This is a genomic window from Streptomyces sp. NRRL S-646 (assembly GCF_000720765.1).
GTDB lineage: Bacteria > Actinomycetota > Actinomycetes > Streptomycetales > Streptomycetaceae > Streptomyces.
The window spans coordinates 1-19835 of sequence record NZ_JODC01000044.1 but is presented as its reverse complement, the minus strand read 5'-3'; the positions used below and the strand labels follow the sequence as shown (position 1 = coordinate 19835).

Below are 19835 nucleotides of genomic sequence, written 5' to 3'. Positions count from 1 at the left end.
GCCGTGCGGAAACCGAGCACGTCGCGCAGCACCAGCACCGCGCGCTGCCGCGGCGGCAGACGCTGGAGTCCTGCCACGAAGGCCAGGGCCAGCGACTCCCTCGACTCGTAGCGGGCGTCCGGTCCCGGCGCCGTGTCCGGCAGGTCCTCCAGCAGGGTGTCCGGGTAGGGCTCGAACCACAGCGGTTCCAAACGTCGCGTCGGCTCGGGCACGTCGAGCGGGGGGCCGGTCGGCGGCTGCTGGGGGCGGGGGCGGCGGGCCGTGTCGCGCAACGCGTTCAGGCAGCGGTTGGTCGCGATGCGGTACAGCCAGGCGCGTACCGAGGCCCGCCCCTGGAATCCCCCGAGCCCGCGCCAGGCGGCAAGCAGGGTCTCCTGGACCATGTCCTCCGCGTCCTGCACGGAGCCGAGCATCCGGTAGCAGTGCACCTGAAGCTCCCGCCGATAGGGCTCGGTGAGCTCGCGGAACGCCTCCCCGTCACCCGCCCGCGCCCGTACCAGGGTCGATTCGATCACCACGACATCCTCGCTTCGCCTCGTCGACTCGTCCTCCCGATAAGGACACCGTCCGGGCCGAAAAGTCATCGGTGACTTCCTCGATGCGGCCGTGTCTCAACAAGCGACCGCATTTCACACCGGCTTCCACACCGCACTTCACGAGGAACAAAGGAGATCGCAACCATGACGAACATCGCGGGCTGCGCAGTACTGATCACCGGAGGCAACCGCGGCATCGGCCGGGCGCTGGTCGAGGAGGCCCTGAGGAGGGACGCAGCGCGGGTGTACGTCGGTACGCGCGTGCCGCTGGACCATCCGGACGAGCGGGTCACTCCCCTGATGCTGGACGTGACCGAGGCGGACCAGTTGCGCCGGGCCGCCGAGGAGGTCGCATCCCACGGCGTCCTCGACGTGCTCGTCAACAACGCCGGCATCGCGCTGTACGACGACCTGAGCGACCGCTCCGTCCTCGAACGGCACCTCGCCGTCAATCTCTTCGGCACCTATGAGGTGACGGGGGCGTTCCTCCCGCTGCTGCTCCGCTCGCGGGGCGCGATCGTCAACAACCTGTCGGTGAACGGTCTCGCCCCCTTGCCGCTGATTCCGGCCTACTCGGTGTCGAAGGCGGCCGCGTTCTCGCTGACGCAGTCGCTGCGCGCCCTGCTGGCCGGACGCGGTGTGAGCGTACATGCCGTGCTGACCGGCCCCGTGGACACCGACATGGCCCAGGGCATCAATGTACCGAAGGCGTCCGCGGAGTCCGTCGCGCGGGCCGTCTTCGACGGGGTGGAGAAGGACGAGGAGGACATCTTCCCCGATCCTCTGGCGGAGTCTCTGGCCGAGGGCTGGCGCGGCGGTGTGGTGAAGGCCCTGGAACTGCAATTGGCGGAACTCTCGACGGCGCAACGTGCCAAGTCCTGAGCTGCGGAACTCGGTTGGCGCAGATGCCGGCGGCATGGCGAGGACCAGGACGCCCGCGGCGGCGGCCGCGCTGACGGCGATGCTCGGGCTCACCGCCGTGTCCTGGACCATCGCGGTCCGGCAGATGAACGGGGCGATGGACATGGGGGTTGCGACCCGGCTCGGTTCCTTCGGCTCCTTCGCCGCCCTGTGGGTTTCGATGATGGCGGCGATGATGCTGCCGGGCGCCACACCGGCGGTCCTGCGGTACGCCCACACCTACGGCGGTCGCGGACTGGCCGCCGTACCGGTGTTCGTCGGGGCGTATCTCGCCGTCTGGGCCCTCGTCGGCATCGCCGGGTACGCGATGTACCGGCCGCACGGGTCGTTCACCGCCGGTGTAGTGGTTGTCGCGGCAGGCGCCTACGAACTCACGCCGCTCAAGCGGCACTTCCGGCGGCACTGCCACGAGGACGTCCGCTCCGGGCTGGCGTTCGGGCTCTCCTGCGTCGGCTCGTGCATCGGGCTGATGCTGATGCTGCTCGCGCTGGGTTTCATGAGCCTTACCTGGATGTCCCTGATCGCCGTCCTCGTCCTCGCGCAGAAGCTGCTGCCCGCGAGAGCCGCCCTCGATGTGCCGGCGGGGCTGGCGATCGTCGGACTGGGACTCCTGATCCTCGCCGCACCCTCGTCCGTTCCCGGTCTCACGCCATCGATGTGAGACGTCATCGGCGGGGCGGACCGCACACGTCCGATGAACAAGAAGAAGCGACAAGAAGCACAAGAAAGCGAGAAACCATGACCGACCACAAGACAGGCACCCGTGAGGAGTGGCTCGCGGCCAGGCTGGACCTGCTCGAAGCCGAGAAAGAACTGACCCGGCGTAGCGACGAACTGGCGCGGCGGCGGCAGGAATTGCCGTGGGTCCGTGTCGACAAGGAGTACCGCTTCGAGACCGAAGGAGGCCCGGCGTCCCTTGACGACCTCTTCGCCGGGTGCTCCCAACTCCTCGTCTACCACTTCATGTTCGGGCCCGAATACAAGGCGGGGTGCCGGTCCTGCTCGGCGATCGCGGACGGTTTCGACGGCTCCGTCGTCCACCTCGGGCATCACGACGTCACGCTCTGCGCCGTGTCGCGGGCGCCGCTAGCGAAACTGCAGGCGTACAAGCGGCGGATGGGCTGGAATTTCCCCTGGGCGTCGTCGTACGGCAGCGACTTCAACTACGACTTCGGGGTGGCCCACACCGAGGAGGAGTGGCGCGCGGGAGCCGTCACGTACAACTACCGCGAGAACAGGGACTTCCGGCTGCCGACCGGCGAACTGGGCGTCCAACTCGCCGAGTTCGCGTCGAGCGTGGGAACAGACTGGGACACCTACCGGCGAGAGGGACCTGGCCTGAGCGTGTTCGCGCGCGAGGACGGGCTGGTCTACCACACCTACTCGGCGTACGAGCGCGGAGTCGACGGCCTGTGGGGCATGTACCAGTGGCTCGACCGCGCCCCGCTCGGCCGCAACGAGACCGGCATGTGGTGGCGCCGTCACGACGAGTACGGCAGCAAGTGACACCTATCGACGCCCTCACTGCCGATTTCCCGAGCCCGATGGCGCGCGAGCGCCGGTCCGCGGCTTCGCCCCTTCGCGGAGGAACACCATGACCACCCGCAACGCCCTCGTCATCGGCGCCGGCAGCGGCGTGGGCCGCGCCACCGCCGGTGCCCTCACCACCACCGGAGTCGACGTCCTGGCCATCGGCCACGAGCGGGACACCACGGATCCCGCGCAGGTCGCCGCACTCCTCGACGAGGCCGACCCGGATCTCGTCGTGGTCACCGCGGGGACGCGTCCGCGGATGGCGCCCATCGAGGAGCAGAGCTGGGAGTCGTTCTCGGCGCCGTGGAACGTCGACGTCAAGATCGCCTTCGAGGTGGGTCGGGCCGCACTGGCACGCCCGCTGCGTGCGGACTCGACGGTGGTGATCGTGTCGAGTGGGGCGGGACTTGGCGGCTCGCCGCTGTCGGGCGGCTATGCAGGCGCCAAACGGACGCAGATGTTCCTGGCCGCCCACCTTCAGTCCGCCTCCGACGCCCGCGGACTCGGCATCCGGTTCATCGCCCTGGTCCCGCGCCAGTTGCTGGTCGGCACTGAGATCGGTGAGGCCGCGGCCGCCTCGTACGGTGCCGAGAGTGGCCAGTCGGCGGAGGCTTATCTGAAGGAGCACTACCCGGTGCCGCTCGACGCAGCCGGGGTCGCGCGTGCCGTCCTCCAGATCGCCTTCGGCCAGGAACACCGCCAAAAGACACCGGTGGCCGTGACTGGCAAGGGACTTGAAGCCCTCTGACCCCCTCCTCGCAGGGGCGGGATGATCCCTGGCCACAGGCTGGTCGGATCCTGACAGCAGGACGGGCCGCTTTGACTGCCGGACAGGCCGGTGCTGGCCGCGCTGCCCGTGGGACAGGCTGATTCGACCGCGGGACGGGCGCCCCCTCCCCTCAGTCCTTTTCCCCGTGGACCGACTCCAGGAGCCGCCGCCCCGCGGGCCCGGAGACCCCGGCAGGACGGCCAGGGCGGTGATCACCACCGGTCCGGTGAGTGGCCGCACGGCTACCCGCCGGACCGGGACGACCTCCGCGGTCGCGCGATAGAGCATCGTCCAGGAAGGCTCCCCGGTGCCGATCTCGGCCATGGTGTCCTGGACATTGGTGAACGGCACTGCCCGTACCGGCTCGAACCCGGCCTCCGGCAGGCCGCCATGAGCAGGTCGTATGAGGCGGCGAGAGGAGGTAGACGTTGTCGCCGTAGAGGCGGAATCCGAGGCTCAGCCATCCCTGGGGGATCTTGGAGTTCACGCGGTTCCACTCGGCCTGCGCTGCCAGACGCTGGCTGCTGAGGTCGGTGATGCCGGGCGAGCAGGCCATGGCCCGATCACCGCCGAAGAACGGGGCTCCGCGCGGCTGCTTGAGCAGGGCGCCGAATGCAACCCCCATGCGGTGTCGAGGAGTTCAGTCGGCGGGTCGTACGCCCCCACCTGCACATGGGCCTTGAAGACACGTGCACCCGCCTCGATGGCCTCCTGCCCGTAACCCGCAACGCCCGCTCTGGGAAGAGAGTTGAAGTGTGCAGACAGTCCGGAGTGCGGCCGGCGAAGTCCGCGGCCCAGCTGTTGAGCCACTGCGCCATACCCGGCTTGTGCGGGTAGACGATGGCGATGAAGCGACGCACGCCGAACTCTCTTATCAGCGCGACCCGTTCCTCTGTCTCCCTCCCCCTGGCATGTGATGGGCCATTCGACGCCACCGTTCAGCGGCCCAGTGAGTCGAAGTGGTCCCAGACCTTGCGCAGCACCTGCTCGGGCATGAAGTGGGTGTGCACGTCGAGCAGCCCGGGCAGCCCGAGCCGCTTCCAGAACCTGCGGACCTCGTCCGCTTCGTTCTCTTCGGTCATGCGCCGCCCCGCTCGAAGCCGTGGCTGTGCTCGACCTTGGCGATGTGCAGGGAGTACCGCTCGTACCAGTGCTCCCGTCCGTACGCCTTGGCGGCCCGGTGCTCGGTGTGGTTGCGCCACTCCTTGATCCCGGCCAGATCCCGGAAGTAGGCGACGGTGACGGAGAGCCCGCCGGGCGTGCGGGCGGAGTCCTCGCCGAGGAACCCGGGAACCTCCTTCACCAGCTCGCCCATGCGCTGGGCGGTCTCGCCGTATCCGCCGTCCGCCTCGGTGCGCAGGGAGGTGAAGACGACGGCGTAGTAGGGCGGCTCATGGGCCGCGACAGGTGCAACGCGTTGATCGCTCATGTCGTTCACGATCGTCCCGGGCCCGCCCCCTCGTCCACCCTCCTTGCCGAAAGGGATCCACAAGGGATCCAACTCTTGACCCTTCAGCACCGCTCTGCGTCGCGGCCTGCTCGCGGCCGGCGTCCGGTGAGTGAGTTCTCGCGGGCGCAAGGCGTCGCTGCCTGGTCACGGCCCGAGGACACAGTGCGGCCTGTTGGTCGAGAACGAGGCGTCCCTCGTGGTGCGCTGCCTCAGACAGGACGGTGAGGACCGAAGGGCCTACGACTTCTCGCGTTTACGTATGACTCCGGGGGCTGCGCAATACCCCTGCAAGGTTCAGACGGCGGGCGTCGTGCGCCGCCTTGTCTACTGCGACGCCTACGTACCCGAGGACGACCAGTCCTGGGACCTGACCACCGATGCCTACCGCAGCCTGTTCCTGGAGAGCGCGGCGGCGGACGGATACGCGGTCCAGCCGCCGTCCGGCAGGGATCCGCGCGTGACCGCACATCCACTGGCCTCTTTCCTCCAGCGGATCCGGCTGGACACGGGCGGCCTGCGTGAGGTCAAGACCCGGGATTACGTGTATCTGTCCGGGTGGGACGGCACGCCCTTCACCACCGTCCGCGACCGGCTGGCCAACGATCCAACCTGGCGCGTCCACACCCTGGACAGCGGCCACGACGTCTGGAGGGATGCCCCGCAGGAGTTCTTGGAGACCCTTCTGCTGGGCGAATAGCCAGGACGCGGTGCGCGGACGTCCTCATCTGTCGTGCAGTTCATCTGGCAGTGGTGGCGTCGAGGTTCGTCAACACGAGGAGGACGCGCAGGAGGTGGGTGGCGCGGGCGGGATCGGTGCGGAGTTTGGTGAGGATCCTCCAGTTCTTCAGGTGGGTGAAGCCGTGCTCGACCGAGGCGCGTGCGGCGGCGAGGGCAGGGTTGGCGTCCTTCTCGGCGGGGGTGAGCTTGCGGGCCCGAGTGTCCTTGAACCCGGTGATGACCCCGGGTGCATCCGCGTCGTCGTCCAGGCCGATAATGCCTGGGTCGGCCAGGGCGCCGAGGCCGGTGGCACACAGGTGGGCCACGACGTGGTCGCGGCGGGCGGCGGTGATGTCGTGGGTGCGTCCGGGTCGGGCGGCCGAGATCCAGATCATTCGACCCCGCTCATCGGTCAGCCGACAACAGTCCGAAGAGATCAGTAACGCTCCTGGTCGACGCCGAGGAAGTCGACCCTGACGCAACGTACAAGATCACCTAAAAGATCTCTGGTGACGAGTCCGGGCCGATCATCGAGACGGCAGAGCTGTCCGACGAGACGAGTCTGAACTACACGCCGTCTGTGATCTCCACGGCTTCGCCAGGCACGAAGGTGACCGTCGAAATCACCGACGTGGCCAAGCAGGGCGTTTAGGCAGCACGTTCATCGGCCCGCTCCGTAGGCCAGGGCGGGGCCGTCGTCGCCCAGTGGTCAACCCGTCATCGGTCGTTCACAAGAGTCGACGCAAAAGAGACAGGAACAGAACCGTCAAGGCCACCTCCACCGCGAGAACGCCACACACCTTGCGACCCAGCCAATGGTCCATGCGCTCCTGGTCGCGCCGAAAGTGCCAGGACTTGCTATGGCCCGGCCGGCGAGGTCGCAGCGCTCGGAGCCCATCGGGTAAGGGGGTGCCCAGAGGGTGAGCCGCGTTGCCTCAGATGCCAGACACCCTGCCAGTGCGTGCATGCTCTTCGCGGTCTACCGTGCGCTCCCTGTGCTCCTGATGGATCGTCACGATTTCCCTCTTCCCACGGTATGAGTGGTCCCAGACCGTCACCATCCACTGTTATGACGTTTCTCAGGGAACCCACCCACTTCACTCCCGATACGTGTGTCTTGGGCAGAGACGGCGTCGACTGGAGTCCTATTGCGTCTGCAGGAGCAATGAGCGCCTTCTGCGGCATCATGGCGGGCTTCGTTCTCGCCGGCCTGGTCACCGTCATCGGTCAGAAGAATCCTCAGGGCGGGGACGGCCATGCGTCACGTGGCCTGAAACTCTTCCTGCCCTGCTTCATTGGTCTCGCAACAGCGTCGTACCTGTATGCCCTCACCTCGGGGGAGCTGGTATGCACCCGGGCGATCACGGAGCAGTTGTTCTTCGGGGCGATCCTTGCCGCGGACGCTCTGATCGTGGTTGTCGCGCTAGCCTGGCTCCTGCCAGCTTACGACCGCAACAAGCACGGGGAAGTGCGCTTCTTCCGTGGATTGATCCAGTTCACGGCGCAGTTCGCGATGCTGATGATCATCATATCCGCCGACGGATTCAACAACTCGGTCCTTGAGCGGCACGTCAACATCTGGGCCACCGTGCTCGTCTACGGTGGCGGAGTCGCCTTCATGTGCGCCATCCTCTTCGTCTGGCGGAAGCCTCTTCCCCAGGCACCACCCCCACCCACCCCGCTTCCCAACGGACTCTCCCCAGCCGATTGGCCTGAATACTGGCGCGACGAACTCCTCCTGAATCGCCGTGTGGAGGTCGCGGCCAGGACTGCAGTAACAGTGGGCGGCCTCCTTGCCGTCCCCGGCGGGTGGGTCGTAGGCATCGCCTGGAACCACTGGACGTCGGTGGCTTCGTGGCTCGCCTACACGCTGTCCGGCGTCACCCTCGTACTGCCCGGACTCGCCATCGTCACCGCCGTACGGTCCGCTCCCCGGGCCTGATCGACTGTGTCGATGCGGACCGGGGTGTGCGTGCGGCGGCGCCGGCGAAGCGGTTGAAATGCTGGTAGCAGCAGCCACTTGGCCTGCCGCACGAGCCACGGCGAGGGAGCCCGCTCGGCGCGCGTCTGGCGCCGCGTAAGCCATGGAGGGGAACAAGGGCAAACCGCGCCAGATGATCAGCCCAAGGATTGTCCCGCAACGTTGAGGTGGGAGGCTGAAAAGGCGAAAGGAACGCCGCCTATCCTCGTGTTGTGCGGCTACCACGGGACCCGTCGAACGACGCCCATGTTCTGGCGGCAGCCTTTCCGGCTCGTCTTGCCGACGACGTGCAGGACGTCCTGGCTGTCATGCCGGATGCCAGATTCGCGCCGTCTCAGCCCTTCGAGGTCGAGGTGCAGGGTGAAACGGTCGCCATCCCCTCACGCATCTACAACGAGGAGCCGGATGCCGACTTGGAACGCCGCCCGCCCAAAACCCAGCAGGTGATATTGCACTGCCTGTACTCCCGGCACTGTGACGGCCTGGTCCGCCAGCGCCGCCTCGAGCAGCTCGTGGCATCCAGAGAGCCGTGGGTGGTCCCGTTCGTGGTGCAGCTGGCCGGCGAGTACGTGCTGGAGATCCTCGAGGCCATCAGCCGGGGGCTCCCCGGACTCTCCAGGCCAAACTCGCCCCAACGCCGACTCTACGGGCAGTTCATCGCCCGGAATCCGACCTTCTTCGCCCGCACAGAACGCCGCCTGGTCAGCTACTGGTCGTGCTACTACCGCTGGAAGTATGGAACGTTCGGCACGTATCCCGGATGCATCCTTCTGGAAGCATTCCGAACGGCCGTGGAGGAACAGGTCGGCACACCGTGGCCCCGGCACACACCGCCCCCGGCCCCCGCGATGACGATGCCCCGCGCGTAACCCGGCGAAGGTCCGCCACGCCGCACCGCCCGCGCGACTCCATGGGTCCTGTGCCTTTGCACCTGTCCCGGACTGCATGAAGTCCCGTGGCTGAACACGCCTGCGCACCGCCGACCGACAGCGTCTGCAGCGGTGCGCGCTCGCCCGGTCGATTGGTGATCGACTGCCATGGCCGTGCCGGAGGACGTCCGGGACGGAATTGGTCCACAACGGCCAACCTACCGGGTGCGCCGTGGCGACGGAGCAGGCGGTGATTCCGGGTGGATCTTGATCTGCGGAAGCTGCGCTATTTCGTAGCCGTGGCGCAGGAACTCCATTTCGGGCGGGCTGCGGAGCAGCTGCACATCGCCCAACCGGTGCTGTCCCGGCAGATCCGCAGCCTCGAGGACGATCTCGGAGCAGAGGCGTTCGACCGTGGCCGCCGCGGGACGCTGCTCACTCCGGCGGGAGAACAGCTGCTGGAGGACGCCCTCCCCCTGCTCGCTTCTGCCCAGGCACTGATGAGGCGCGTGAGATCGGCGGCCCAGGGCACCCAGTCGCTGACCATCGGCTTCATGCCCGGCATCACGGTCACCCCGGCCATGGTCGCCTTCACCGCGCACCATCCGGACGTGAACGTGCGCCTGCTGCGCACCACTTGGGACGACCAGGTGGAGGTGCTGCTGGACGGCCGGGCCGACGTCAGCATCGTGCGTCTGCCCATTGACCGCAACGGTCTGCAGATGCGTCCGCTCTTCCGGGAGCCCCGCGTCGTCATGGTGCCGACGGGGCACTCCTTGGCCGGCAGGACGTCAGTGAGCATCAAAGAACTCGCCGCCGAGCACCTCCTGCAGGATCCCCACGCCGTTCCCGAGTGGCGCGACGTGGCACTGGAACTGCAGGACGGGCGGCGCCCCGAGGTCCCGGTGATCCACCAGGTGGAGGAGAAACTCGAACTCGTGGCCGCCGGAGCGGGTGTCTGCGTGCTCCCGCTGTCGACCGCCAACTTCTACACCCGGTCGGACGTGATCCCGCTGCGCGTGGAGGACATCGGCCCCAACGAGGTGGCCCTGGCGTGGGTGGCGACCCGCCGCTCCCGCCTCATCCACGACTTCGCCCAGGTCGCCGCCGACACCCTCGCCCGGCCCCACACCCATGAGCCGCAGCCGTCTTCGGACTGAGGGAGTTTCCACGCGGACCCGGGCCGCTCGACTCCCAGCCGCGGGCGGTGCGCTAGCGGTGCCGAGCGACCGCGTCGGCATTGGCCCAGCGCCCGGTACCCCAGGTGCGCCGCCCGTTCCACTGGATCTGCTCGGCGAAGTGATCGAGTCCCGGTCGATCTGAGCGACGAGGTCCCTCAGGGGGCTGAGCTATGAACGTCGCGCGACGAAGACGAACTCCTTGCCCGGCCGGTCGGGCGCGTCGCGCATGCCCTCCACCTCATAGCCCTGGGCGAGCAGCTCCGTCTCCACCTCCCGCCGCTCCCGGAAGCGCAACGGGGAGTGCGACGTCAGCACCTGCCCGTCGGCAGCGAACCGGTAGGGCCAGCGGAAGGTCACCAGCGGCTCGCTCACCTCCACCACCTGCACCCAGCTCTCGACGGCGCCGACGCCCGGGATCTCCGTCACGCGATACGAGGCTTCACGGTTCCACTCCTCCCAGGCGCGTCTGGCCGGATCCCGGGTCTCGAACACCAGACGGCCACCAGGCCTCAGCGCCTCGTACGCGCCACGCAGGGTCTCCCGCCATGCCTGCGGCTCGAGGATCTGCTGGGCGACGTTCGCCGTCATGGCGAGGTGCGTACCGCGCATGGCGGGCAGCCGTTCGCCAACCCGCGCGGCGCCTCCGCGGGTACCCTGCGCGCCAAGGACCGCGCCTACATCGTGCCGATGACCTTCTTCGGCTACGGCCTCCTGCCCCTGGCCGACACCGGGATCGAGCTCGCCGCGCGGCTGGGTGCGAGCACGCACAGCGACCTGATGGCGCAGGCCGCCGCGTTCGGGATCAACACCACCGCTGCCACCGCGGTGCCCCGCGTCACCGCCGACACCGTGGAGCAGGTACTGGCCCGGTGCAGGAGATAGCCGCGCTACGGGCCGAGTTGCCGTTAGGGATCGACGGGATCGTCATCAAGGCCGATCTCGCGGCCGACCAGCAGGCGGCAGGTTCAGGAACGCGGGCCCCACGGTGGGCGATCGCCTACGAGCTGCCCGTTCTGCCGCAAATCCGAAGCTGATGCGCTCCGTCGAGCTCACCATGATGACCCAGGCCAGGAGGGCATCAGTTCCGCAGGTGACTGCGACAGCCCTGTTGCACTTCTCGGTTCGTGGGGGCGATTCACGAGTAGGGATGGCGCTCGTCAAAGCGTTCTGGCCGCAGTCCCGATGCTGTTGTTGATCTCTAAGTAGGAGTTGTCCCGCAACCGACAAGGCTGAGGGTCATGTTGTGTCAGTTTCGGCGCCGATGACGCCGGCCGAGCGAAGCGAACACCCTGGGCCTCCAGCAAGGAGGTGAGGGGTATCTCTCGACGAAGTGGCCGGCCACCACAGGGCCCGTTGGGACCATTCGCCTGTCTCTTGACGGTGCTCCGGCCAAGGTGCCTGGCGCAGCGTCGTTCACCAGGCGGATCGGTTGCGATCACTGACTCAACCTGCTTACTATTACGATCGTAATTTAATGGCCTGGGCCGTATCAGGCCACGCCATCCGCGCTCTGGCCATCTCCTCTCCACTTCACCGGGAACCTTCATGGACCTCTCCGCCAGCACCGCCCTTGTCACCGGAGCGAACCGGGGCTTCGGCCGGGCCCTCGCCGCCGAACTGCTCAGCCGCGGCGCCACCGTCTATGCCGGTGCCCGCAATCCCGACCAGGTCGACCTGCCCGGCGCCAAGCCGATCGCACTCGACATCACCGACCCCGCCTCCGTCGCGGCCGCCGCCGCGACCACCGGCGACGTGACCATCCTGGTCAACAACGCGGGCTCCTCCACCGGAGCCGACCTGCTCACCGCCGACCTGGACGACATCCGCCTGGAGATGAACACCCACTACCTCGGCACCCTGACGGTGGCCCGCGCCTTCGCACCCCAGATCGCGACCAACGGCGGCGGGGCCATGCTGAACGTCCTGTCCGGCCTGTCCTGGGTCAGCTTCCCGGAGTTCGGCGCCTACTGCGCCGCCAAATCCGCGGAGTGGTCGCTCACCAACACCCTGCGCGTACAACTGGCCGACCAGGGCATCCGCGTGACCGGTCTGCATGTGGGCTACATGGACACCGACATGGTCCGTACCGTCGACGCGGTCAAGTCCGACCCCGCCGACATCGCGCGCATCGCCGTGGACGGCATCGCCGCCGGCGCCTACGAGATCCTCGCCGACGACGCCGCCCGCCAGGCACAGGCAGCACTGTCCGGGGGCGTCTCGGTGCTCTACCCGCAGCTCCCCTGAGGATCACCCACCCCCACGGGCCAACCGCCAGGCACGTCCGCCAAGGGAACGCCACGGCACAGCATCTACGGTTCGCCGGTCGGCCATACGTGCAACACGACCGCCGACGGTTCCCCCGCGCGTCGGGTCTTGCCTGCTGAGCATTTCCGAACCTATTACATTATGAGCGTAATTCAATAGGGCTTGGCGATGACTCGCCATCAGCTCGAACGAACGGAGCCCACCATGCCGCACAAGTGCAGGCGGGGCCGGCCCAGCCGATGCAGCTCCGAGTGACAAGTCGGCGACACCCGCACCCCACCAGGCGCAACAGCTCCGTGGTCGCCGGACTCGATCACGGCCACGCAAGCCCAACCCCTCAGGAAATGGAAACCACGCCATGAGCCAGCCCAGCACGATCCGCCTGGAGCGGACGACCCCGCGGACCGCCAGGATCACGTTCTCGAATCCCCCCGTGAACCTGGTGATCCCCGAGTCCATCGTGACGCTGCACAAGATCGTCTCGGAGCTGGAGAACGACCCGGACATCCAGGTCGTCGTCTTCGCCAGCGAACTTCCCGACTTCTTCATCAACCACTTCGACGCCACCGCGGCCGCCGACCTCCCCGCGCCCGAGCACGAGGACGACAACCCGCTCTGGACCGACATGGTCCTGCGGCTGAGCAAGGCTCCGTTCGTCAGCATCGCGGCCATCCGGGGCCGTACCCGCGGCGCCGGCAACGAGCTGGCCCTGGCCTGCGACCTGCGCTACGCCAGCCGCGAGAAGGCGTTCTTCGGCCAGCCCGAGGTCGGCCTCGGCCTCGTCCCCGGCGGAGGGGGAGCCGAGCGACTGCCCCGTTCGATCGGCCGCGACCGGGCGCTCGAGGCCATCCTCGGCAGTGCCGACTACGACGCCGACCTGGCCGAACGCTGGGGATGGGTCACCCGCACCCTGCCCGACGCGGAACTCGACGCCTTCGTCGACGCGACCGTCGCCCGCCTCGCCTCCTTCGACCGGCAGGCACTGGCGACCGCCAAGTCCCAGGTCAACCGGGCGACACTGCCGCCGGACGCCCACCTGGTCGCCTCCTTCGGCGAGTTCGCGGGCACCCTGACGCAGCCGGGATTCGCCGCGCGTGCGGTCGGGCTCGGCGCACTGGCCGCCGAAAAGGGCCTCGACGTCGAGTACCAGCTGGGCGAGTACATCGGCCGGGTCAGCGAAGCCCTCTGATCACCCACGACCGCGCCCACGACCGACCGCAGCGCCCCACAGGGCGCCGCTAGGCGCCGCAACACCCCGGGCAGCTTCCATCCCCCACCCATCAGGGTTCCCACGGCGGCCGGGCACGTCTCAACGGCAGCCCGGCCGCCGGCTCTCCCGGCCGGAGGGCCCCGCCGCACCCACCGGGGTCCGAACACGGAAAACGCGACGACCAATGCCCCACCGTCGTCACGTGCAAGTGGACCGACCGTTCTCGCGTCCGGTGCCGTGACTTCGCCGACGGCACATGAACAGCTCTCGGCAGCGGCGCAGACCATCCTTTGAGAGGGCTTCTGCTGCAATGCCGCACCAACGGCTCGAAAGCGCAGGCCTTTGCGTCAGTGTCTGACTCTCGGGTGGTCGGCCCTGCGTCGGTCGGCTGCGGTCAGGCTTCTGGGCCCAGTGCTGCCGGCTGATCGCTGCTGCCGTGCGCCAGCGAGGCGAGAATCTCCTTGCGGCAGACATCAAGGATTTCGCCCGCCAGCGGAGAATCGTCCGGGCATGCCCGCGACAGCATGATCGCTCCGACCGAATGGGCGAGCATGTCGATCACCATGGTGCGGGCCGCGCGTTGGTCCGCATCCCCCGGCGTGTCGCTCGGGGCCTGCAGGGCAGTGAGCAGGCTCTCGATCCCGGCTGCGAACTCTGTTTTGACCTCCGCCGACTGACGTGCGGCATCGCCGCTGAGGGCCGCGACGGTGCAGCCGTCGCCGCGCCTGTCGCGATGCTCCCGGGAGACGTAGCTCTCGACGAATCCGGCGGGGCCCAGGCCTTCTGACCGTGCCGCGATCTGCGAGAGCCCACTCGCGGACGCTTCGGCCATCAGGTCGGCCTTGGAGCGGAAGTGCTTGTAGAACCCGCCATGGGTGAACCCGGCGGTTGCCATCAGTTCCGCCACGCCGACACCGTCATAGCCGCGCTCGCGGAACAGCCTGGCTGCTGTCGCGACGATATGCGCGCGGTTCTGCTCCGCCTGTTCCTTGGTGACCCGCATGTCCAGCCACCCCTCCTACGTCGACGCTCGTCGGCCAAGCATACATAGATGACGATCGACATCAAAGAGCTTGACTTTTTAGATGTCGATCGCCATCTTATTGCTCATCCCCACCAGAAAGGCCCAGGCCATGAGTGACACGCATGTGACCGCACCGACCCAGTACGTCGAGGTCGACGGCGACCGGTTCGCCTACCGCCGCTGGGGCAAGCCCTCCGGCGTCCCGATCTTCCTCGTCCAGCACTTCCGCGGGGGAATGGACCACTGGGACCCGCTGCTCACCGACGGCCTGGCCGAGGGCCGTGAGGTCATCCTGTTCGACGGGCGCGGCCTCGCCTCGTCATCCGGCACACCGCGCAACCGGATGGAGGACATGGCCGACGACATCGCCGCGGTCATCCGGGCGCTCGGGCTGGAGCAGGTCGATCTGCTCGGCTTCTCGATCGGCGGTTACCAGGCACAGGAGGTCGTGCTGCGCCACCCGCAGCTGGTGCGCAAGCTCCTCCTGCTCGGCACCGGCCTCCGGGGCGGGGACCCGACGACGGACCCCAAGGTGTACGAGCTGGCGCCGAAGCCTGACCTCACCATGGAGGACTTCCTCTTCCTGTTCTTCGGCCGCTCGGAAGCCGCCATCGAAGCGGGCCGGGCCTTCTGGGAGCGACGCCACCAGCGGGCCGACCAGGACCCGCCGATCCCGCTCGAAGCCGCACAGGCGCAGCTCGAAGCGCTTGGCGCCTATGCGGAGCCGCTGCCGGGCGAGAATCCCTACGCCCACCTGAACGCGATCACCCAGCCGACGCTGGTCCTCAATGGCGTGAACGACGTGATGATCGCCTCGATCAACTCCTGGCACCTCGCCCAGAACATCCCCAACGCCCAGCTGCTGATCTACCCCGACGCCGGGCACGGAGCGCAGTTCCAGTACCCCGAGCGGTTCCTGCAGCACGCTCTTCAGTTCCTCGACGAATAGGCAGCTGCGCGGGAACGGCACGTCCCCGGCCGACGGTCGCTCCGGATATTCCTGCGCCGCCCCCACCACCAGTAAAGCATTACGTACGTAATTTAATTTGCCCATGCTCATGGCGGATGCCTCATCGGATTCACATGCCTCATCGGATGCACCGCCCGGAACGCAGGTCCGCCGGATGTCCGCCACCAACAACCTGAGGAATCACGCATGCTCGACAGCCTGTGGACGCCGACCGTCGCCGGAAAGATCTCCCTGCCGCACCGTCTGGCGATGTCTCCCCTGACCCGCAGCAGGGCCACCCCGGACGGCGTACCGACCGAGCTGAACGCCGAGTACTACGCCCAGCGCGCCTCGCACGCCCTCATCATCACCGAGGGCACCCAGCCCTCCGCCGACGGCCAGGGCTACCCGGTGACCCCGGGCATCTACACCGACGAGCACATCGCCGGCTGGCGCAAGGTCACCGACGCCGTACACGCCGCCGACGGACGCATCGTCATCCAGCTCATGCACGTCGGGCGGATCTCCCACCCGGACAACACCCCCCACCACCGGCAGCCCGTGGCTCCCTCCGCGATCAAGCCGGGGGGCCTCACGTTCACCGGCGCCGGGATGCAGGAGATGCCCCAGCCGCGCGCACTGACCACCGACGAGGTCGCCGCGACGGTCGACGACTTCCGGCGCGCCGCCACGGCCGCCATCGCGGCCGGCGCCGACGGCGTCGAGATCCACGGCGCCAACGGCTACCTGGTCCACCAGTTCCTCGCCACCAACACCAACAAGCGAACCGACCAGTACGGCGGCTCCCTCGACAACCGCATCCGCTTCGCGGTCGAGGTCGCCACCGCCGTGGCCGACGAGATCGGAGGCGACCGCACCGGCATCCGGCTCTCCCCCGGCAACCCCTTCCAGCTCGGCGACCTCACGGAGGACGACCCCCACGAGCTCTACCCGCACCTCGTACGCGCCCTCGCCCCCCTCGACCTCGCCTACCTGCACCTCGCCCACGGCAGCGACGAGGAACTCCTGCGCACGCTGCGCGAGCTGTGGCCCCACACGCTGCTCCTCAACCGCGCCGGCACCGACATCGCCACCCGCGCCAAGGACATCGACAACGGCATCGCCGACGTCATCACCGTGGGCTCCATGGCACTCGCCAACCCCGACCTGGTCGAGCGCATACGTGCCGGCGCACCCCTGAACACCCCCGACCCCGCCACCTTCTACGGCGGCGGCGCGGCCGGCTACACCGACTACCCCACCTACGCCGCCTGACCCAAGCGCCCGGCGCCCGAGGAAATCGCCTTCCTCGGGCGCTTCGGCGTACGCACGGCACAGCCAGGCAACGGTGAACATGCGAGCACTGGCTCGCCGGACAGAACGTGCCGGAGGCCTCCGCCAACGACAACACGATGTTCTGACGCCACAGACCCACCCAGCCGCGTGAGCGCTGCACCGGGTACCGGGTGTTCTCCCCGAGCAGGGTCCGTGCGCGATGCCATCGCATCCGGACACACCCCAGGTTGGGCCGCCTGATTCTGCCACCTGGCTCGGCCGCCCTGGCCGAGCGAGCCTGCTCAGGAGAGTTGGCGCTTGAGGATCTTGCCGGTGGAGGTCAGGGGCAGTTCGTCGACGAACTGGATGATGCGCGGGTACTTGTACCCGGCGAGCCGTTCCTTCGCCCAGGCCACGAGCTCGTCCTCGGTCGTGCCGCTGCCTGCCTCGCGCACCACGACGGCCTTGATCTCCTCTCCGTGCGACTCGTGCGGTACGCCGATCACGGCGACCAGCGAGACCGAGGGGTGCTCCATGAGGACTTCCTCGATCTCGCGCGGGTAGACGTTGAAGCCACCCCGGATGATCATGTCCTTGGACCGGTCGACGATGTAGTAGAAGCCGTCCTCGTCCCTGCGGGCGAGGTCGCCGGAGCGGAACCAGCCCTCTTTGATCGCCTCGGCCGTCGCGCCGGGCCGCTTGTAGTAGCCCTTCATGACGTTGTGTCCCCGGATCGCGATCTCCCCGATCGCCTCGGGGCCGCCCTCGGCATCCGACCAGTCATCGCGGATGAGCTTCATCTCCACGCCCGGAATGGGCACCCCGATCGAACCGACGCGGGGCTCCTCGCCGAAACGGGAGAAGGACGCGATCGGCGAAGTCTCGGACAGCCCGTAGCCCTCGAGGATCGTCACACCGAAGCGGTCCTTGAACTGCTTGTGGATCTCGGCGGGCAGCGCCGCGCCGCCGGCCACGGCCACGCGAAGGGTCGCCGCCAGGCGGGCGACGTCGACCGTCTCGTCGAGCGCCGCGAGCAGACCCCAGTACATCGTCGGGACCCCGGCGAAGAACGTCACGTCGTGGGCGAGCATGAGGCGCAGGGCCGCCTGCGCCTCGAACCTCGGCTGCATCACGATCGTGCCGCCGAACGCGAAGGCGCCGTTCTGGACGACGGTCTGGCCGAAGGCGTGGAACAGCGGCAGCACACACAGATAGGTGTCGGGGCGCCCGGGATCGGCGGCGAACAGGTCGCGGCCGACGAGCGCGTTGTCGTACACGTTGCGGTGCCGCAGCTCCGCGCCCTTGGGATGGCCGGTCGTGCCGGAGGTGTAGAGGACCACCGCGGTGTCGTCCTCGTCGCGCTCGACCGTACGGAACGTCACGGGCTGCTCGGCGACGACCACCTGGTAGGACTCCGGTGTCCGGCTCCCGCCCCCGGCCGGGGCCGCGCCGTCGCTCTCAATCAGGAAGAACTCGGTGCAGCCCTCGGTCGCCCGGAACCCCTCCCACGCGGCCTGCGCGATCGGAAGCTCCGGCGTGCCCTCGAACGCGAAGTACGCCTTCGCGTCCGAGTCGGCGAGGTGGTAGGCGATCTCGCCAGACCGCAGCAGCACGTTCAGCGGCACGACCGCGGCGCCGGCCTTGAGGATGCCGAAGTAGACGCTGGAGAAGTGGGGCACGTTGGGGCAGGACAGCGCGACCTTGTCGCCCGGCTGGATCCCGCGCGAGGCCAGCAGGTTCGCGACACGGTTGGCGGCGGCGTCGAGGGCGGCGTACGTGATGCGGTTGTCACCGAAGACGATCGCGGTGCGCTCCGGGAGTCGGGACGCGGTGTCCGTCAGCAGTCGTGACACGTTGCGGCTCGGGCTGAGCATCATTGCTCTCCTGATTCTCCGGGGCGGTCGAGCCGGGCAACGGCCGAGGCCGCCACGTGGGCCATGGCCTGCCGTCCGATGGGCGGCGGATCGGCCGCAAAATCACCTGTCGACCGTAATATTACGTGCGTCAGACCATAGATTAGGATGGGATGCGAGGCAATGGCCCGGCGGAGTTGAGGGAGGAACCCTGTGGCGCGCTACACCAAGGAACACAAGCAGGTCACGCGGCAGCGGATCATCGAACAGGCCGGCCACCGGTTCAAGAAGGACGGCATCGACGGCTCCGGCATCTCCACACTGATGTCCGACGCCGGCCTCACCAACGGGGCCTTCTACGCCCACTTCGAGTCCAAGGACGACCTCGTCGCCCACGTCGTCGCCGAGCAGCTGCGCGCGCAGGTCAAGCAGTACGACACGCTGCGGCCCGGCCGCGAGGGACTCGAGGATTTCATTCGCTGGTATCTGTCGCCCGAGCACCGGGACAACCCCGGCGACGGCTGCCCGTCCGCAGCGCTGCTCGACGAGATCGGCCGCTGCGGTGACGCGACCAAGGACGCCTACACCGACGGCGCCAAAGCCATCCTGGACGAGCTCGCCGCCCGTCTGGCGCCCGAGGATCCCCAGTCCGCCCGCAGTCAGGCCATCGGCCTCTACACCATGGCAGTGGGAACGCTGCAGCTCTCCCGCGCGCTCTCCGACCGGAAGTTCTCCGACGAGGTCCTCGAGCAGGGGATCGAGAACGCCCTCGCCTTCGCGCGATGGCGGTCAGTACCGGCTGGCCGAGGATTCTGGCCTTCTCGGCTGGTTGCTGTGCCCCTACGCGGCACGGTTTCCGGTCGGGAGTCCGTGGCTTCCTGTTTCTTCGCGCTGTGCCGGGACCGCTCCCGGTCTTACCTGCGCTCCGCAGGCCGATACCGCCAGTCCGGCGGCCGTCTTCACGTCGATCGCGGCATTGGTGTCCCGGTCGTGGACCGTGCCGCAGGCGCTACAGGTCCATTCCCGGACGTTCAGGGGTTTGGGTCCATCCTTGACGCCACAGGTGGAGCAGGTCTGGGAGGTCGGCTCGAACCGGCCGATCTTCACCAGGGTGCGGCCGTACCGCTCCGCCTTGTACTGGAGCATGCTGAGGAACGATGACCATCCGGCGTCGTGCACGGACTTGGCCAGCTTCGTGCGGGCGAGTCCAGCCACCGACAGGTCCTCCACGGCGATCCCTTGGTTCTCGGATATCAGCTTCGTGGAGAGCTGGTGGTGGAACTCGCGGCGCGCGTCGGCAAC

19 protein-coding genes and 3 pseudogenes are annotated in these 19835 nt (G+C 68.2%); 14 read left to right on the top strand and 8 right to left on the bottom strand.

The window, feature by feature from the left end; genetic code table 11:
* The coding region (locus tag IH68_RS0148165) for a sigma-70 family RNA polymerase sigma factor (RefSeq protein ID WP_030950006.1) at nucleotides 1-515 on the bottom strand (515 nt) is incomplete at its 3' end.
* Between the two features lie 165 nt (nucleotides 516-680).
* On the opposite strand from IH68_RS0148165, the gene IH68_RS0148160 reads away from it, so the two are divergent.
* From IH68_RS0148160 to IH68_RS0148145, 4 genes are all read left to right on the top strand, one after another.
* On the top strand, nucleotides 681-1418 hold the full coding sequence (locus IH68_RS0148160) for an SDR family NAD(P)-dependent oxidoreductase (protein ID WP_030950005.1): 738 nt from the start codon (nucleotides 681-683) through the stop codon (nucleotides 1416-1418).
* 34 nt (nucleotides 1419-1452) lie between these two features.
* A complete protein-coding gene (locus IH68_RS0148155) occupies nucleotides 1453-2118 on the top strand; it encodes a DUF2182 domain-containing protein (RefSeq protein ID WP_030949999.1) in 666 nt (221 codons plus the stop codon).
* 77 nt (nucleotides 2119-2195) lie between these two features.
* A complete protein-coding gene (locus tag IH68_RS0148150) occupies nucleotides 2196-2963 on the top strand; it encodes a DUF899 domain-containing protein (RefSeq protein WP_030949997.1) in 768 nt (255 codons plus the stop codon).
* An 88-nt stretch (nucleotides 2964-3051) separates the two neighbouring features.
* Nucleotides 3052-3738, top strand: coding sequence for an SDR family NAD(P)-dependent oxidoreductase (locus IH68_RS0148145; RefSeq protein ID WP_030949996.1), 687 nt, complete (start codon nucleotides 3052-3054; stop codon nucleotides 3736-3738).
* Between the two features lie 519 nt (nucleotides 3739-4257).
* Here the strand turns inward: IH68_RS0148145 and IH68_RS51150 are convergent.
* Both IH68_RS51150 and IH68_RS0148135 read right to left on the bottom strand, forming a co-directional pair.
* A pseudogene (locus tag IH68_RS51150) lies at nucleotides 4258-4841 on the bottom strand (amidohydrolase family protein); the annotation flags it as partial.
* Nucleotides 4838-5188, bottom strand: a complete 351-nt coding sequence (locus IH68_RS0148135; protein ID WP_037886577.1) for an antibiotic biosynthesis monooxygenase family protein — start codon at nucleotides 5186-5188, stop codon at nucleotides 4838-4840. The gene IH68_RS0148135 and the pseudogene IH68_RS51150, both read right to left, overlap by 4 nt.
* A 331-nt stretch (nucleotides 5189-5519) precedes the next feature.
* Between IH68_RS0148135 and IH68_RS0148130 the strand changes: the two genes are divergently transcribed.
* Complete coding sequence (locus tag IH68_RS0148130) at nucleotides 5520-5906, top strand: hypothetical protein (protein ID WP_051834146.1); 387 nt, start codon at nucleotides 5520-5522, stop codon at nucleotides 5904-5906.
* A 40-nt stretch (nucleotides 5907-5946) separates the two neighbouring features.
* Here the strand turns inward: IH68_RS0148130 and IH68_RS0148125 are convergent, their stop codons facing one another.
* Entirely contained in the window at nucleotides 5947-6408 is a 462-nt protein-coding gene (locus IH68_RS0148125) for a transposase family protein (RefSeq protein WP_267883799.1), read from the bottom strand.
* A 587-nt stretch (nucleotides 6409-6995) separates the two neighbouring features.
* Between IH68_RS0148125 and IH68_RS0148120 the strand changes: the two genes are divergently transcribed.
* The 3 genes from IH68_RS0148120 (at nucleotide 6996) to IH68_RS0148110 (ending at nucleotide 9936) form a co-directional block, all read left to right on the top strand.
* A complete protein-coding gene (locus IH68_RS0148120; protein WP_030949988.1) occupies nucleotides 6996-7868 on the top strand; it encodes a hypothetical protein in 873 nt (290 codons plus the stop codon).
* A gap of 251 nt (nucleotides 7869-8119) precedes the next feature.
* Nucleotides 8120-8776, top strand: coding sequence for a hypothetical protein (locus IH68_RS0148115; RefSeq protein ID WP_030949986.1), 657 nt, complete (start codon nucleotides 8120-8122; stop codon nucleotides 8774-8776).
* 260 nt (nucleotides 8777-9036) lie between these two features.
* Complete coding sequence (locus tag IH68_RS0148110; RefSeq protein WP_037886571.1) at nucleotides 9037-9936, top strand: LysR family transcriptional regulator; 900 nt, start codon at nucleotides 9037-9039, stop codon at nucleotides 9934-9936.
* Nucleotides 9937-10125: 189 nt separating this feature from the next.
* On the opposite strand, the gene IH68_RS60085 is transcribed toward IH68_RS0148110, so the two are convergent.
* Nucleotides 10126-10545: a hypothetical protein gene (locus tag IH68_RS60085; RefSeq protein ID WP_420719047.1), complete on the bottom strand. Its 420-nt coding sequence runs from the start codon at nucleotides 10543-10545 to the stop codon at nucleotides 10126-10128.
* A gap of 3 nt (nucleotides 10546-10548) precedes the next feature.
* Between IH68_RS60085 and IH68_RS60080 the strand changes: the two are divergent.
* The 3 genes and pseudogenes from IH68_RS60080 to IH68_RS0148085 all read left to right on the top strand — a co-directional run.
* Nucleotides 10549-10982, top strand: a pseudogene (locus IH68_RS60080) (NAD-dependent DNA ligase LigA); the annotation flags it as partial.
* Between the two features lie 520 nt (nucleotides 10983-11502).
* On the top strand, nucleotides 11503-12201 hold the full coding sequence (locus IH68_RS0148090) for an SDR family oxidoreductase (protein WP_030949981.1): 699 nt from the start codon (nucleotides 11503-11505) through the stop codon (nucleotides 12199-12201).
* A gap of 379 nt (nucleotides 12202-12580) precedes the next feature.
* Entirely contained in the window at nucleotides 12581-13411 is an 831-nt protein-coding gene (locus IH68_RS0148085) for an enoyl-CoA hydratase/isomerase family protein (RefSeq protein WP_030949978.1), read from the top strand.
* 415 nt (nucleotides 13412-13826) lie between these two features.
* Here IH68_RS0148085 and IH68_RS0148080 read toward each other — a convergent pair whose 3' ends face one another.
* The gene (locus IH68_RS0148080; RefSeq protein ID WP_030949975.1) at nucleotides 13827-14435 is read right to left on the bottom strand and encodes a TetR/AcrR family transcriptional regulator; all 609 of its coding nucleotides are present in this window, start codon (nucleotides 14433-14435) and stop codon (nucleotides 13827-13829) included.
* Between the two features lie 130 nt (nucleotides 14436-14565).
* Between IH68_RS0148080 and IH68_RS0148075 the strand changes: the two genes are divergently transcribed.
* Complete coding sequence (locus IH68_RS0148075) at nucleotides 14566-15405, top strand: alpha/beta fold hydrolase (protein ID WP_030949973.1); 840 nt, start codon at nucleotides 14566-14568, stop codon at nucleotides 15403-15405.
* A gap of 207 nt (nucleotides 15406-15612) precedes the next feature.
* Nucleotides 15613-16680: an alkene reductase gene (locus IH68_RS0148070; RefSeq protein ID WP_030949970.1), complete on the top strand. Its 1068-nt coding sequence runs from the start codon at nucleotides 15613-15615 to the stop codon at nucleotides 16678-16680.
* Nucleotides 16681-16982: 302 nt separating this feature from the next.
* On the opposite strand, the gene IH68_RS0148065 is transcribed toward IH68_RS0148070, so the two are convergent.
* Nucleotides 16983-18557: a long-chain-fatty-acid--CoA ligase gene (locus tag IH68_RS0148065; protein ID WP_030949967.1), complete on the bottom strand. Its 1575-nt coding sequence runs from the start codon at nucleotides 18555-18557 to the stop codon at nucleotides 16983-16985.
* 189 nt (nucleotides 18558-18746) lie between these two features.
* On the opposite strand from IH68_RS0148065, the pseudogene IH68_RS0148060 reads away from it, so the two are divergent.
* Nucleotides 18747-19310 (top strand): annotated as a pseudogene (locus tag IH68_RS0148060) (TetR/AcrR family transcriptional regulator); the annotation flags it as partial.
* 63 nt (nucleotides 19311-19373) lie between these two features.
* Here IH68_RS0148060 and IH68_RS54750 read toward each other — a convergent pair.
* A partial coding sequence (locus IH68_RS54750) for an RNA-guided endonuclease TnpB family protein (protein ID WP_159403889.1) occupies nucleotides 19374-19835 on the bottom strand: 462 nt, incomplete at its 5' end.

What these genes read in the sequence shown, in the direction of transcription:
- IH68_RS0148160 (WP_030950005.1), top strand. Translation starts at nt 681, where the DNA reads ATGACGAACATCGCGGGCTGCGCAGTACTGATCACCGGAGGCAACCGC.
- IH68_RS0148155 (WP_030949999.1), top strand. Translation starts at nt 1,453, where the DNA reads ATGGCGAGGACCAGGACGCCCGCGGCGGCGGCCGCGCTGACGGCGATG.
- IH68_RS0148150 (WP_030949997.1), top strand. Translation starts at nt 2,196, where the DNA reads ATGACCGACCACAAGACAGGCACCCGTGAGGAGTGGCTCGCGGCCAGG.
- IH68_RS0148145 (WP_030949996.1), top strand. Translation starts at nt 3,052, where the DNA reads ATGACCACCCGCAACGCCCTCGTCATCGGCGCCGGCAGCGGCGTGGGC.
- IH68_RS0148135 (WP_037886577.1), bottom strand. Translation starts at nt 5,188, where the DNA reads ATGAGCGATCAACGCGTTGCACCTGTCGCGGCCCATGAGCCGCCCTAC.
- IH68_RS0148120 (WP_030949988.1), top strand. Translation starts at nt 6,996, where the DNA reads ATGACGTTTCTCAGGGAACCCACCCACTTCACTCCCGATACGTGTGTC.
- IH68_RS60085 (WP_420719047.1), bottom strand. Translation starts at nt 10,545, where the DNA reads ATGACGGCGAACGTCGCCCAGCAGATCCTCGAGCCGCAGGCATGGCGG.
- IH68_RS0148090 (WP_030949981.1), top strand. Translation starts at nt 11,503, where the DNA reads ATGGACCTCTCCGCCAGCACCGCCCTTGTCACCGGAGCGAACCGGGGC.
- IH68_RS0148085 (WP_030949978.1), top strand. Translation starts at nt 12,581, where the DNA reads ATGAGCCAGCCCAGCACGATCCGCCTGGAGCGGACGACCCCGCGGACC.
- IH68_RS0148080 (WP_030949975.1), bottom strand. Translation starts at nt 14,435, where the DNA reads ATGCGGGTCACCAAGGAACAGGCGGAGCAGAACCGCGCGCATATCGTC.
- IH68_RS0148075 (WP_030949973.1), top strand. Translation starts at nt 14,566, where the DNA reads ATGAGTGACACGCATGTGACCGCACCGACCCAGTACGTCGAGGTCGAC.
- IH68_RS0148070 (WP_030949970.1), top strand. Translation starts at nt 15,613, where the DNA reads ATGCTCGACAGCCTGTGGACGCCGACCGTCGCCGGAAAGATCTCCCTG.
- IH68_RS0148065 (WP_030949967.1), bottom strand. Translation starts at nt 18,557, where the DNA reads ATGATGCTCAGCCCGAGCCGCAACGTGTCACGACTGCTGACGGACACC.